Raw genomic sequence first — 14057 nt, forward strand, 5'->3', positions numbered from 1 at the left:
TTGCAAATCAATACGAAAAAAAGAGACACATGGGATTAAAATCCAGTAGAATACGCGGCTGGAGTTGAAATGCCACATACGATAGTTCTGGGCGACACTTGAATTTCGGGTCGCCCTTTGCTTTTGTGCCAGTTTTTAATTTGGTTAGTATTCTCATCCCGCGAGGATGGCGAAATTGGTAGACGCACCAGGTTTAGGTCCTGACGCCAGCAATGGTGTGGGGGTTCGAGTCCCCCTCCTCGCACCACAGAATTTTTTTATATTTGGACGATTTTCATGGCAACTGCAGTCGAAACTTTAGATAAATTGGAACGCCGTATCACTATTTCCTTCCCGATTTCAGAAGTGCAGTCGGAAGTGGAAAAGCGTTTGAAGGTACGTGCGCGTACAGCAAAAGCACCGGGTTTCCGTCCTGGCAAAGTGCCTATGAAAATGGTCGCTGCCCAGTATGGCTACCAAGTGGAAACCGAAGTGCTGAACGATAAAGTAGGTCAGGCTTTCAGCGTTGCTGCAAACGAAAACAAATTACGTGTTGCTGGCTATCCAAAGATTGAGCCAAAAAATGCTGAAGGTGCTGTTGAAGGCAGCTTGACATTTGATGCAACCTTCGAAATTTATCCGGAATTTGTTGTTGGAGATTTGTCTGCTGCAGAAGTAGAGCAAGTTAAAACGGAAGTGTCTGATGCTGAGATCGATAAAACAATCGATATTCTGCGCAAGCAGCGCGTTCATTTTCATACCAAAGGTGAGCAAGGTGCTCATGGCGACGGCGGTGAGCCAGTTGCTCAAGATGGTGATCGTGCAACCTTAGACTTCGTCGGCAAGATTGACGGCGTTGAATTTGCTGGCGGCAAAGCGGATGATTTCGCTTTTGTCTTAGGCGAAGGTCGTATGTTGCCAGAATTTGAGGCTGCTACTTTGGGTTTGAAATCCGGCGAAAGCAAAACTTTCCCGCTGGCTTTCCCTGAGGACTATCACGGTAAGGATGTAGCAGGAAAAACTGCTGAGTTCACTATTACTCTGAAAAAATTGGAGTGGGCACATTTGCCAGAGGTTGATGCAGAATTTGCTAAGAGTTTAGGCGTGGAAGACGGCGACCTGGCTAAAATGCGTGCGGACATCAAAGAAAATTTAGAGCGTGAAGTTAACGGTCGTGTAAAAGCAAAAACTAAAGATAGTGTGATGGATGCTTTAGTGAAAGCGGTTGAGTTTGATGTGCCTAAAGCTCTCGTAGAGCAAGATGGTCAGCGCTTAGCTGAAATGACACGCCAGGATATGGCGCAACGCGGTATGAACGTCAAAGATGTTCCGTTTCCGCCAGAGCTGTTTACAGCGCAAGCTGAGCGTCGTGTTCGCCTGGGTTTGATCTTGGCTGAGTTAGTCAAGGCCAACAATTTGCAGGCAACTGCAGAGCAGATCAAAGCGCAAGTAGAAGATTTTGCACAGAGTTACGAAGATCCGCAGCAAGTCGTAAAGTACTACTACAGTGATCGTAATCGTTTGGCGGAAGTCGAAGCCCTTGTATTAGAAGAAAACGTCGTTAACTACGTATTAGGTAAGTCGAAGGTTACAGATAAAGTGCTGCCATTCGACGAATTAATGGGTAACAACGCGCAATAATTAAAGGAAATCACATGACAGGCATCATTCAGAATTCAGCATTAGATACCAACATGCTAGGCATGGTGCCGATGGTCATAGAGCAAAGTGGTCGTGGAGAGCGTGCTTACGATATCTATTCCCGTTTGCTGAAAGAACGTGTGATTTTTCTGGTTGGTCCTGTGAACGATCAGGCAGCTAATCTGATCGTAGCGCAATTGTTGTTCTTGGAAAGTGAAAATCCAGATAAGGATATTTCACTTTACATTAACTCTCCCGGTGGTTCAGTGTCTGCTGGTATGGCGATCTACGATACGATGCAGTTTATTAAGCCAGATGTCTCAACCTTGTGTACAGGCTTAGCGGCATCAATGGGGGCCTTCTTACTGGCTGCAGGTGCGAAAGGTAAACGTTTCTCTTTGCCGAACTCACGGATTATGATTCACCAGCCCTTGGGCGGTGCGCAAGGACAGGCATCAGATATCGAAATTCAGGCTCGCGAGATCTTGTATTTGCGTGAACGCCTGAACGGTATTTTGGCCGATAAGACAGGTCAAACTATTGAGCAGATCGGTAAAGATACTGACCGTGATAATTTTATGTCAGCAGATGCGGCCGTAGAATATGGTTTGATTGATAAAGTTCTTACACATCGCGCTTGATGTACTAAAAGAATATTGAAAATAGAGAAAGCGCCCGCACTTACAAGTCCGGGCGTTTTTTATTGAACGCTACAAAATAATTGTGGCAAGATTTTTTAAATCATTTATAACCTAAACATGTTCGATGACTTATGTCGAATTTGCAGGTAATATCAAATACAAATCCGCTAAATTTTCGTTAAGAACCTAAGTACTATGCCCGATAAAAAATCCTCCACTGGCGAAAAACTGCTCTATTGTTCTTTTTGTGGCAAGAGTCAGCATGAGGTTAAAAAACTGATTGCCGGGCCTTCTGTTTTCATCTGCGACGAATGTATCGACTTATGTAATGACATTATTCGTGACGAAGTTAGTAATCTGGAATCCATTTCCAGTGCCAAAACTGATTTGCCAACTCCGTCAGAAATAACGGCCTTACTAGATCAATATGTGATTGGTCAGGTAACGGCTAAGCGTATCTTGGCTGTTGCTGTTTATAACCATTACAAACGTCTTAAGCATCTCGGTAAAAAAGATGATGTTGAACTGGCTAAAAGTAATATTTTGCTAGTAGGTCCAACCGGTTCGGGTAAGACTTTACTGGCGCAAACACTGGCCCGTATGCTGAATGTTCCGTTCGTCATTGCCGACGCAACGACATTAACCGAGGCAGGTTATGTTGGTGAGGACGTTGAAAACATTATTCAAAAATTATTGCAAAATTGCAATTATGAAGTTGAGCGTGCCCAAAAAGGGATTGTCTACATTGATGAAATTGATAAGATTTCGCGTAAATCAGATAATCCATCGATTACACGTGATGTATCTGGTGAGGGGGTTCAGCAAGCTCTGTTGAAATTGGTTGAGGGAACTATGGCTTCCGTGCCACCACAAGGTGGTCGTAAGCACCCCAATCAGGACTTTATTCAGATTGATACAACTAACATCATGTTCATCTGTGGCGGCGCTTTTGATGGCCTTGCCAAGATCATTTCTGACCGCTCTGAGCGCAGCGGTATCGGTTTCGGTGCCAGCGTAAAGAGTCAGTCCGAAAAAAGTGCCAGTCAGGTTATGCAGGATGCCGAACCACAAGATTTGATCCGGTTTGGTCTTATCCCTGAATTGGTTGGTCGTTTGCCGGTTATTGCCACACTGAATGAATTGGATGAGGCCGCCTTAATTCAGATTTTGGTAGAGCCAAAAAATGCGTTGATCAAACAGTATTCAAAATTGTTGGAAATGGAAGGGTCTGAACTAGAGATTCGTCCTGCAGCATTGCAAGCGATTGCGAAGAAAGCGATTGCTCGGAAAACTGGTGCGCGCGGATTACGTTCGATTCTTGAGCATGCTCTGCTTGACATTATGTATGATTTACCAAGTGAGCAAAATGTATCAAAAGTCGTGATTGATGAAAATACGATCAATAATGGCGCTAAGCCTTTGCTGATTTATGACGAGCAACCGAAAGTTTCGGGCGTGAAGTCTTAATTCCTAAAAAGTGTGGGTGAATGTCATAATTGATCCGCGAATATCAGGAATACGCAGTACAATTAATTACACAATAAAATTGAGCTTCAATCGAAAAGCTACCCGGAGGTTCCTCTGAGTGGCTTTTTTTATTGTTTTTCGGATGACGGGCTTGAGTTTTAGCCTAGTGCGCCAATCTATCTACTAGAAATTTTGAATAAGGTGCGCCATGACAACTTCCATAATCACTGAACAAACAGAATTGCCGTTATTGCCTTTGCGCGATGTGGTGGTTTTCCCACATATGGTTATCCCCTTATTTGTTGGCCGGCCAAAGTCTATCAAGGCTTTAGAGGCGGCAATGGAGCAGGGAAAGAGCATCATGCTCGCAGCCCAAAAAGCTGCTGCCAAGGACGAACCATCCGCTGACGATATTTACGAGATCGGTTGTATCGCTAACATTTTGCAAATGTTGAAATTACCTGACGGCACCGTCAAGGTATTGGTCGAGGGCGCGCAGCGTGCACGCATCCACAAGATTACCGAAACTGAATCGCATTTTACGGCGGATCTCACGCCCGTACCTCCAGAAGAGGGTGATGACTCCGAAGTTGAAGCGATGCGCCGCGCAATCGTCCAACAATTTGACCAATACGTCAAATTGAATAAAAAAATTCCTCCTGAAATCTTGGCTTCTTTATCTGGTATTGACGACGCTGGTCGCCTTGCCGATACGATTGCCGCTCATCTGCCATTAAAACTTGAACAGAAGCAGGTTATTTTGGAAATCTTCAGTGTATCCAAGCGGCTCGAGCATTTGCTTGGACAATTGGAAGGTGAACTCGATATTCTGCAGGTAGAGAAGCGTATCCGTGGACGAGTAAAGCGTCAGATGGAAAAGTCTCAGCGCGAATATTATTTGAATGAGCAGGTTAAAGCGATTCAGAAAGAGTTGGGCGAGGGCGACGAGGGCGCAGACATCGACGAGCTGGAAAAGAAAATTGTTGCCGCTAAAATGCCCAAAGAGGCGCGCGATAAGGCCATGGCTGAGTTGAAAAAACTCAAGATGATGTCTCCTATGTCGGCAGAGGCGACCGTTGTAAGAAATTACATCGATACCATCGTTAATTTACCGTGGAAGAAAAAATCCAAAGTTAATAATGATCTGACCAATGCAGAAAAAGTGTTGGAAGATGATCACTACGGCTTAGATAAGGTCAAAGAACGGATCTTGGAATATCTTGCCGTTCAGCAGCGCGTCGATAAGTTAAAAGCTCCGATCTTGTGCCTGGTCGGTCCTCCAGGTGTTGGTAAGACTTCGCTAGGACAGTCGATTGCCCGTGCAACAAATCGTAAGTTTGTGCGTATGGCTTTAGGTGGAGTGCGCGATGAAGCTGAAATCCGCGGCCATCGTCGTACTTACATCGGTTCTATGCCAGGTAAAATTTTGCAGAGTTTGTCTAAGGTTGGCGTACGCAACCCTTTATTCCTGCTGGATGAGGTTGATAAAATGGGGGCTGATTTCCGCGGTGATCCGTCGTCTGCATTGCTGGAGGTTTTAGATCCTGAGCAAAATCATACTTTTTCAGATCATTACATTGAGGTTGACTTCGATTTGTCCGACGTAATGTTTGTGGCGACTTCTAATTCGTACAATATTCCGCCCGCTTTGTTAGATCGGATGGAGGTTATACGTCTGTCAGGTTATACCGAAGATGAAAAGACTAGCATTGCTCAACGCTACTTGTTGCCAAAACAGATTAAGAATAATGGCTTAAAAGACGGCGAGATTAATATATCCGAAAGTGCGATTCGCGACATCATTCGTTACTACACCAGAGAAGCGGGCGTGCGCTCCCTGGAACGTGAAGTTTCCAAGATTTGCCGTAAAGTAGTGAAGATGCTTTTATTGAAAAAGAGCGAGAAAAAAGCAACGATCACCTCTAAGAATCTTGATAAGTTCCTTGGTGTTCGTCGCTATGATTTTGGCGTCGCAGTGAAAGAAAATCAAGTTGGACAAGTCGTTGGTCTTGCATGGACAGAGGTCGGCGGAGATCTGTTGACGATTGAGGCCGTTGCAATGCCCGGAAAAGGCGGAGTAATACGTACAGGCACTTTAGGCGATGTCATGAAGGAGTCAATTGAAGCTGCTCGTACAGTAGTTCGTAGCCGGGCTAAGCGCCTAGGTATCAAGAATGATGTTTTTGAAAAAAGTGATATTCACATTCATGTGCCAGAGGGAGCGACTCCTAAGGATGGTCCTTCTGCCGGCATTGCGATGACGACTGCACTGGTATCTGTTTTTACAGGCATCCCTGTCCGCGCTGATGTTGCGATGACTGGCGAAATTACTTTGCGTGGCGAAGTTCTGCCTATTGGAGGATTGAAAGAGAAATTATTGGCAGCTCATCGCGGTGGTATTAAGACTGTATTGATACCAGAGGAAAATGCCAAAGATTTAGCCGATATTCCTGATAACGTAAAAAATAAATTGGAAATTATTCCTGTGCGCTGGATTGACAAGGTTTTGGAAATTGCACTTGAGCGCATGCCGGTTGCGTTAACTGATGAAGAAGTTTTGGTTGCTGCCGCAGCCAAAACAGAAACTGTTAGTGACACTGGCGTCGTAAAACATTGATTGTTTAATCTCCTAGGGTTTACCTCAAAATAGCCGCTGTTTAAATCAGCGGCTATTTTTATTTGCATCGTAATTTAAATCACGATGCCATGAAATTATTTTGGATTTAATCGAGAAATCAAATAATGGTTCATATTGAAAAAGACCAATGGTTCAGTGGTGTGTATGGAAGGGCTCTATATTTAATGGATGTATTGAGGCATCCTGAGCCGACTTACTCATCGATGAACTCCGATGAAAAAGACCGGTTCCGTCAAACCCAGTGTGATGTTGAGGAGGTTGTTCGCATTCTTGGTACACACCTTGATTTTGCTTTAGTCATGAAGTGGGATGGAGTGATAGGCTGGGTTCATGCTGCTGCAGTTAATATTGATGCAGATATTCATGCCTACATTCCTGTTGAATCTATAGATCTAAGTTCTGATGTATTTTTTCAATATTGGTTTGCAACGCCTTATATATGGGGCGGTATAACTCGTGCTGGTATTGACTGTTCTGGTTTTTCTCAACGCTATTATTATGATGTTTTAGCTAAGAGTATTCCTAAAAATTCTTACGATCAACGTCGCCTTGGTCGTTCAAAAAAACTCGCTGAAGTGGTCAATCACGACCTGATTTTTTGCACAAGAAAAGGCGGGAGAGGTATCCACCACGTTGGCATATATTTTGAGGGTAACGTGTGGCATGCTCATTCTGAGCGGGGTGTTACCTATCAATCAATGGCTGAATTTCTTGCGGATTATGAGGTGCTGCAGGTATCGGATATAGTTGAAGGATAAAGTCACTATTCTGATCAGCATGCACAAATCAGTTGCTTACTTGTGCATGTTTAGAGTCTTGCTAAGTTTGGTTAAGTCCAGGCACGGAGCAAGCCAACGGCTAAGCCTTCCAGAGAAAAATCTTCATCTTGTTCAGCAATTTTAATGTTGGGATAGTCGGGATTTTCAGCGAGTAATTCAATGATACTGCCAGTTTTTTTGTATCGTTTGACAGTCACATCGTCGCCCATGCGAGCAATAACGATCTGTCCATTTTTTGCTTCACTCGATTTTTTTACCGCGAGTAAATCGCCATCAAAAATACCTGCGTCACGCATAGACATGCCGCGGACTTTTAGTAAGTAGTCAGGTATTGCAGAAAATAATGCGGGGTCAACCTGGTAATTTGTGTCTACATGTTCTTGAGCCAAAATAGGTGAGCCGGCAGCCACTCTGCCAACTAAAGGCAGACTGAGTTGCATCAAAGCAGGGTGGGGCAATGCCATTTGTGTTCCAGCGCTAAATTTCCCTTTGAGATTGCTCAAAGCAGAGTCAAGCAGGCGTATGCCACGCGATGTTCCCGGAGCTATTTCTATAACTCCCTTGCGGGCTAGTGCTTGCAGGTGTTCCTCGGCTGCATTGGTTGAGCGAAATCCTAGTTCGTTGGCAATTTCTGCTCTCGTCGGCGGAAAGCCGGTATTTTGAATGGCATCTTTAATCAAATTCAGAATCTGTTCTTGGCGGGCAGTAAGTTTTAGCATGTCAGAATTCCAATTGGGTAAAGTTTGGCTGGGTTTATATGCAGCCTGTATTTTTGTACAGTATAAACATAAATTTCTGAATAGCCAAAATTTTTTCATTTAGAACCTGAGCCTGAATCGGAAAAGTGTATTGGATCAGTAGTTTTTTCTGTGTACGCAATAAGTGCTTGAAACTATTGAGTAAATTCAAAAAATGCAGTATAATCGTGGGCTTTTCCTCTTCCCGCACTCGTCTTGACGCCGAGGCGGGCTATTTTATTGTCCACAAGGAGAATATATGCGTCATTATGAAATCGTATTTATCGTACATCCTGATCAAAGCGAGCAAGTGCCTGCAATGATCGAGCGTTACAAAGCTTCTGTAGTAGCACGCAGCGGCCAAGTACACCGCGTCGAAGACTGGGGCCGTCGTCAATTGGCTTACATGATTCAAAAACTGGCTAAAGCACATTATGTTTGCATGAACATTGAGTGCGATGCTGAGACTCTGCTCGAGTTGGAAACCGCATTCAAATTCAATGATGCAGTTCTGCGCCACCTCACAGTCAAAATGAAAAAAGCTGAAACAGCACCATCTCCAATGATGAAAGCTGTACAGAAAGAAGATGCTGCTAAAACGCAACGCGTAGAAGCGCCAGCGGCATAATTGAGCTTTAGAGGACGCAACATAAATCAGTGAATCAGCTTAAAGTTGTTGCCAGTATTTTAGAGAAATCGGCGCTGCGCTATACGCCAGCAGGAATTCCGATAGCTTCTGCGGTACTGACGCATACTTCAAAGCAAGAGCAAGCGAATACTCAGCGTGTAGTCGAGTTTGAAATTAATGCCATTGCAGCAGGTAATATTTCAAAACGATTTTTAGAGATAGAGCTGGGAGTGGTTATGCAATTCACAGGTTTTTTGTCGCGCAAGAACCGTAACAGCAAAAGTCTCGTATTTCACATCACTGATTTCGAGGCGACTTTACTAGATTAGGAGCCAAAAATGGCATTCGGTAAAAAATTTGACAAAAGCAAATTGAAACAAAAGCGTCAGCAACAAAATCCTTTGTTCAAACGCAAAAAATTCTGCCGCTTCACAGCAGCTCATGTGGCACAAGTTGACTACAAAGACGTCGACACATTAAAAGATTTCGTGCAAGAAAACGGCAAAATTATGCCAGCACGTTTGACTGGTACTAAAGCACTGTACCAACGTCAAGTTGACACAGCGATCAAACGCGCACGTTACCTCGCGTTGCTGCCGTACACTGATCTGCACACAGCGTAATTGACGACAAGGTACTAGGAGAAAAATATGCAAGTTATTCTGATTGATAAAGTCGTTAATCTCGGCAATCTGGGCGATGTAGTTAAAGTTAAAGATGGTTACGCACGTAACTTCTTGATCCCACAACGTATGGCTCGTCGTGCAACAGCCGCTGCAATCGCTGAATTCGAAGCGAAACGTGCAGACTTAGAAAAAGCTGCTGCTGAACGCTTAGCTGTAGCGCAAGCTGCTGGTGAAAAACTGTCAGGTTTGACAGTCCAGATTTCGCAGAAATCTGGTGTTGATGGCCGTTTGTTCGGTTCTGTGACTAACTTTGACATCGCTGAAGCTCTGGTAAAACAAGGTTTCGCGGTTGAAAAAGCGCAGATTCGTATGCCACAAGGTCCGTTGAAAATTGTTGGCGATCATTCTGTTGCTGTTGCATTGCACACAGACGTCGTTGTTGACGTGACTGTTGCTGTATTGGGCGAGCACGCTTAATACGCTCATTTTAGTCGTAGAAAAAGCCGGGCTTGCCCGGCTTTTTTACGTTAATAACAGTTTGATATATGTTTGGTGATTTTTTCTGATGGTGTTTTGCATGTTTGTTCCATCTTTGATGCGTCAAGTACTTGCGGTTTGGGTAAGGCATTTGCTTTGCTTTCTTTGTTTTTGAAGCGGAATAAAAAGGTATAATGCGCGCCATGAAAGCACCTTCCGATCCGCAATTAGATTCCATTCGCGTTCCCCCACATTCCATCGAGGCAGAGCAGTCTGTGCTTGGTGGGCTGTTGCTTGATAATGCTGCCTGGGACCGGATCGCTGACTTTATCCGTGAGGATGATTTCTACCGATATGACCACCGTATTATTTTTCAGGCGATTGTTAAGCTGATTAATGCGACAAAGCCCGCTGACGTCATTACGGTATATGAGGCCCTAACTGGAATCAATAAGGCTGATGATGCAGGTGGCCTGACCTATCTGAACGCGCTAGCACAAAATACGCCGTCTGCAGCCAATATTCGTCGTTATGCAGAGATTGTGCGCGACCGTGGTGTCTTGCGTAAATTGATATCGGTCTCTGACGAAATTGCCGGGAATGCGTTTAATCCGCAAGGCAAAGAAGTTAAGCAAATGCTTGACGAAGCTGAGTCGAAGATTTTTGCGATTGCGGAAGAGGGCGCGCGCGGGGCTCAAGGCTTTACGGCGATTCAGCCTTTGTTGACGCAAGTTGTTGAGCGGATTGATGAGTTATATAACCGTGATCACACCAGTGATATTACTGGTGTTCCTACTGGCTTTGCTGATTTGGATCGTATGACATCAGGATTGCAACCTGGTGATTTAATTATTGTTGCAGGTCGTCCATCGATGGGTAAAACGGCATTTTCTATTAACATTGGTGAAAACGTTGCTATTGAAAGTGGTTTGCCAGTCGCCGTGTTTTCGATGGAAATGGGCGGCGCGCAATTAGCAATGCGTATGCTGGGTTCCGTTGGTCGCCTGGATCAGCACCGGTTACGTACCGGACGCTTGGTTGATGAGGATTGGCCGCGCTTAACGCATGCGATTCAAAAAATGAACGATGCACAGTTGTACATTGATGAAACGCCGGCACTTAGTTCTATTGAGTTGCGTGCCCGCTCACGTCGTTTGTCACGTCAATGTGGCAAATTGGGATTGATCATTATCGATTACTTGCAACTGATGTCAGGTAACTCTGGCGGTGAAAATCGGGCGACAGAAATTTCTGAAATATCTCGTAGCTTAAAAGGTCTGGCGAAAGAATTGCAGTGTCCTGTTATCGCATTATCCCAGTTGAATCGCTCGCTTGAGCAACGGCCTAATAAGCGTCCCGTTATGTCGGATTTGCGCGAATCTGGTGCGATTGAGCAGGATGCAGACGTTATCTTGTTTATTTATCGTGATCAGGTCTATAACCCTGACTCGCCCGATAAGGGTACCGCAGAAATTATCATCGGCAAACAGCGTAATGGCCCTATTGGCAGCGTACGCCTGACATTTCTGGGTGAGTACACCAAATTTGATAATTACACCGGATCATTATCTGTGTATGGCGATAACGAATAATCAAATTTTCGCAGTTGGTTTTAGTAAATTTATTCAATATGAAGCAGCGTCTGGAGTTGTAGGACACGTTCCTGTAGCTTCGGCACAATTTTAGCGTTACTACTTTAGTGAGAAAAAAATGTTTGGACGATTGATGCCCACAGAGGGAAAGTTTTTTGAACTCTTTAATCAGCATGCTGAGTTGTGCGTAAAAGGATCGAAAGAAATGGTCGCTCTGATGACTAACTTCGATGATCTGGAGATCAGGGTTCATGCGATCGAAGCGATTGAAAAACAGGCAGATACCGTCACCTACAATACAATTGAACTGCTGCATAAGACATTTATTACGCCGCTGGATAGAGATGATATCCATAAGCTGATTACTAGTATGGACGACATTCTGGATTTGCTGGAGGACGCTGGTCAGACTATCTCTTTGTATGATATCCGCGAGATCACGCCTGAGGCGAAGCGTCTTGCCGAGCTCTGCCTGGCTTGCGCTGAAAAGGTGAAAGATGCTGTAGCGCTGTTGCCTAATATGGCGAATTCACGTCAGATGCTATCGATCTGCGAAGAGATCGATCGTCTGGAGTCTGATGCAGATCACGTGATGCGCGCTGCGATGTCCAAGCTGTTCCGTGATGAGCCGGATGTGCGTAATCTGATCAAGCTGAAAGCGATTTACGAGATTCTCGAAACCGTCACTGATCGTTGCGAAGATGTCGCCAATATCATTGAAGGTATTATTGTCGAAAACGCTTGAGTCCAAACAGTGAGGCTGATTGAGTCACCCTAGGCTGCCTTGGTTTTTATCTGCCCCTATACGATCGATTGGGCAGTTAAGCTAATAGATTTAGATTTAACAAGTACTCGTTCTCTACTATTCAGAATTTAGAGAATTGACATGAGAACTTAATAGAGAAGTGAACTCCATGCAAACCGTCCACATGAGCCTGTACGTCATCGCCTTATTGGTGATCTTGGCTTTGTTATTTGATTTTATGAATGGCTTCCATGATGCTGCTAACGCGATTGCGACAGTGGTATCGACAGGAGTTTTAAAACCGCAGCAAGCGGTCGCGATGGCAGCGTTTTTTAATGTCATTGCTGTTTTGTTTTTTCAGCTGAAAGTTGCTGCAACAATTGGCAAGGGTACGATCGATCCGTCCGTTGTTGATCATTATGTGATTTTTGGCGCGTTGGTTGGTGCTATTTTTTGGAACTTGGTTACCTGGTATTTTGGTATTCCATCTTCGTCATCTCATGCGCTGATCGGTGGTCTTGTTGGCGCCGCTGTGGCAAAGGCTGGAACGGGTGCTTTAGTCTCAAAAGGTTTGTGGACCACAATTATTTTTATCGTCGTATCACCTTTGCTGGGGTTTGTATTGGGATCGGTCATGATGCTGATTGTCTCATGGTTGTTTGTGAAATCGACGCCATTGAAGGTTGATAAATGGTTCCGGCGTTTGCAATTGGTTTCCGCCTCAATGTTCAGCCTTGGTCACGGGGGCAATGATGCACAAAAAACCATCGGCATTATCTGGATGTTGCTAGTGTCTGCTGGCTATGTGTCAAATAGCGATGCCTTGCCGCCAATGTGGGTCGTCATTTCCTGCTACGCTTCCATCGGACTTGGCACTCTGTTCGGTGGCTGGCGGATCGTGAAAACCATGGGTCAGAAAATCACTAAACTAAAACCTGTCGGTGGTTTTTGTGCTGAGACCGGTGGCGCTATCACTTTATTTGTTGCCTCTCATTTCGGAATACCGGTATCAACAACACACACCATCACGGGTGCCATTGTCGGTGTTGGTTCAGCTCAGAAAATGTCTGCCGTCCGCTGGGGTGTTGCCGGTAATATTGTGTGGGCCTGGATTTTGACTATTCCGGCCAGTGCATTTGTTGCGGCGATCGCATGGTGGATAGGGCGACATATTCTATAATACTCCCCACAAAATAAATGCAAACAGAGCTGTTCCGCTTTATTGATAAGGCTCTTTAAAGAATACAGTAGGGGAGTATATTTCTTCACTAAAGCCGTTACCATATAATATGGTGGCGGCTTTTGTATTTGCAGGAACAAAATCACCAGTGATCTCGAAATTCTAATTACATCTGCTTAAACAAATGCACAAAGCTGCGGCTAACTTCGAGTTTCTCTGTCAGTCCTTTTATCTGTACCAAGTGGCGGCCTCTTAAATCACGGACAACACCTGATATTGCTTTTGCGTTCACTAATGTAGCGCGGTGGATTTGCCAGAATAAAGCTGGATCAAGCTCCTCGGCGAGATCGCGAACCGGTTTTCTGATTAATGCCTCATAGCTTGCTGTCTGTACACGGGTATATTTTTCGTCCGACTGAAAAAATAAAATTTCCTCTACCGGAATCAAACGTAGTTCTTGCCCAATCGATGCCTGTATCCATTGTAAATAATTGACCTTGGTGCCGATACCCATCTGCTTGGCAAGCTGGGCCAGCATATTGCTCATGTCATTTGGTTCATCTTTACTACTCAGCCGTGCCTTTAATCTCTCGACTGTTTTGGTCAGACGGTCTATGTCTGCAGGCTTCAATACATAATCGACGGCGCCGTGATCGAATGCTTCAATTGCGTACTGGTCGTACGCTGTAATGAAAACGATATGTGCCTTGCCCCCGATTTCTTTTGCTGCTTCTAGACCGGTTTTGACTGGCATGCGAATGTCTAGGAATACGAAGTCCGGTGTCAGGCTATCGACTAGTTGTATGGCTTCTTCACCATTTTTTGCTTCATCAAGAATGTGCAATTCTGGCCAGACCTGCTCCAGGCGTGACCTTAACTGGTCACGCATCAGTCTTTCATCATCGGCTAGTATCGCTGTAGGCATAG

The 14057-nt window shown here is 44.7% G+C and carries 15 protein-coding genes and 1 tRNA gene; 13 read left to right on the forward strand and 3 right to left on the reverse strand.

Going from position 1 to position 14057, the window contains the following annotated elements:
• Window positions 1–160 precede the first annotated feature (160 nt).
• The 6 genes from ACO0LE_RS08290 to ACO0LE_RS08315 all read left to right on the forward strand — a co-directional run bounded on the left by ACO0LE_RS08290 (window position 161) and on the right by ACO0LE_RS08315 (window position 7124).
• Window positions 161–247 (forward strand) — tRNA-Leu (locus ACO0LE_RS08290).
• A 29-nt stretch (window positions 248–276) separates the two neighbouring features.
• On the forward strand, window positions 277–1620 hold the full coding sequence (gene tig / locus ACO0LE_RS08295; protein ID WP_422959933.1) for a trigger factor: 1344 nt from the start codon (window positions 277–279) through the stop codon (window positions 1618–1620).
• A gap of 14 nt (window positions 1621–1634) precedes the next feature.
• Window positions 1635–2261 (forward strand): ATP-dependent Clp endopeptidase proteolytic subunit ClpP, encoded by a 627-nt coding sequence (gene clpP / locus ACO0LE_RS08300; protein WP_422959934.1) that lies wholly within the window; start codon window positions 1635–1637, stop codon window positions 2259–2261.
• A gap of 195 nt (window positions 2262–2456) precedes the next feature.
• Complete coding sequence (gene clpX / locus ACO0LE_RS08305; RefSeq protein ID WP_422956479.1) at window positions 2457–3728, forward strand: ATP-dependent Clp protease ATP-binding subunit ClpX; 1272 nt, start codon at window positions 2457–2459, stop codon at window positions 3726–3728.
• Window positions 3729–3936: 208 nt separating this feature from the next.
• On the forward strand, window positions 3937–6345 hold the full coding sequence (gene lon, locus ACO0LE_RS08310; RefSeq protein WP_422959935.1) for an endopeptidase La: 2409 nt from the start codon (window positions 3937–3939) through the stop codon (window positions 6343–6345).
• Window positions 6346–6470: 125 nt separating this feature from the next.
• Complete coding sequence (locus ACO0LE_RS08315) at window positions 6471–7124, forward strand: C40 family peptidase (RefSeq protein ID WP_422959936.1); 654 nt, start codon at window positions 6471–6473, stop codon at window positions 7122–7124.
• A 71-nt stretch (window positions 7125–7195) separates the two neighbouring features.
• On the opposite strand, the gene lexA is transcribed toward ACO0LE_RS08315, so the two are convergent.
• Window positions 7196–7864, reverse strand: coding sequence for a transcriptional repressor LexA (gene lexA, locus ACO0LE_RS08320; RefSeq protein ID WP_422959937.1), 669 nt, complete (start codon window positions 7862–7864; stop codon window positions 7196–7198).
• A gap of 277 nt (window positions 7865–8141) precedes the next feature.
• On the opposite strand from lexA, the gene rpsF reads away from it, so the two are divergent.
• Genes rpsF through rplI form a run of 4 tightly spaced genes read left to right on the forward strand, consistent with a single transcriptional unit; the run spans window position 8142 to window position 9613 of the window.
• Window positions 8142–8510 (forward strand): 30S ribosomal protein S6, encoded by a 369-nt coding sequence (gene rpsF, locus ACO0LE_RS08325; protein WP_422956482.1) that lies wholly within the window; start codon window positions 8142–8144, stop codon window positions 8508–8510.
• Window positions 8511–8539: 29 nt separating this feature from the next.
• Window positions 8540–8839, forward strand: coding sequence for a primosomal replication protein N (gene priB / locus ACO0LE_RS08330; protein ID WP_422959938.1), 300 nt, complete (start codon window positions 8540–8542; stop codon window positions 8837–8839).
• Window positions 8840–8848: 9 nt separating this feature from the next.
• Complete coding sequence (gene rpsR, locus ACO0LE_RS08335; RefSeq protein ID WP_126773305.1) at window positions 8849–9133, forward strand: 30S ribosomal protein S18; 285 nt, start codon at window positions 8849–8851, stop codon at window positions 9131–9133.
• Window positions 9134–9160: 27 nt separating this feature from the next.
• Window positions 9161–9613 carry a 50S ribosomal protein L9 gene (gene rplI / locus ACO0LE_RS08340; protein WP_422956484.1) on the forward strand — a complete coding sequence of 151 codons (453 nt, stop codon included), beginning with the start codon at window positions 9161–9163 and terminating at the stop codon, window positions 9611–9613.
• A gap of 10 nt (window positions 9614–9623) precedes the next feature.
• Here rplI and ACO0LE_RS08345 read toward each other — a convergent pair whose 3' ends face one another.
• Complete coding sequence (locus tag ACO0LE_RS08345) at window positions 9624–9818, reverse strand: hypothetical protein (protein ID WP_422959939.1); 195 nt, start codon at window positions 9816–9818, stop codon at window positions 9624–9626.
• Between ACO0LE_RS08345 and ACO0LE_RS08350 the strand changes: the two genes are divergently transcribed.
• The 3 genes from ACO0LE_RS08350 (at window position 9817) to ACO0LE_RS08360 (ending at window position 13130) form a co-directional block, all read left to right on the forward strand.
• Window positions 9817–11205 carry a replicative DNA helicase gene (locus tag ACO0LE_RS08350; protein WP_422956485.1) on the forward strand — a complete coding sequence of 463 codons (1389 nt, stop codon included), beginning with the start codon at window positions 9817–9819 and terminating at the stop codon, window positions 11203–11205. The genes ACO0LE_RS08345 and ACO0LE_RS08350 overlap by 2 nt on opposite strands.
• A gap of 118 nt (window positions 11206–11323) precedes the next feature.
• On the forward strand, window positions 11324–11950 hold the full coding sequence (locus ACO0LE_RS08355; protein WP_422959940.1) for a DUF47 domain-containing protein: 627 nt from the start codon (window positions 11324–11326) through the stop codon (window positions 11948–11950).
• A gap of 169 nt (window positions 11951–12119) precedes the next feature.
• Window positions 12120–13130, forward strand: a complete 1011-nt coding sequence (locus ACO0LE_RS08360; protein ID WP_422959941.1) for an inorganic phosphate transporter — start codon at window positions 12120–12122, stop codon at window positions 13128–13130.
• 166 nt (window positions 13131–13296) lie between these two features.
• Here ACO0LE_RS08360 and ACO0LE_RS08365 read toward each other — a convergent pair whose 3' ends face one another.
• On the reverse strand, window positions 13297–14055 hold the full coding sequence (locus ACO0LE_RS08365) for a LytR/AlgR family response regulator transcription factor (RefSeq protein ID WP_422959942.1): 759 nt from the start codon (window positions 14053–14055) through the stop codon (window positions 13297–13299).
• Window positions 14056–14057: the final 2 nt, after the last annotated feature.

Source organism: Undibacterium sp. Xuan67W (genome assembly GCF_049340165.1).
Classification (GTDB): Bacteria; Pseudomonadota; Gammaproteobacteria; order Burkholderiales; family Burkholderiaceae_D; genus Undibacterium.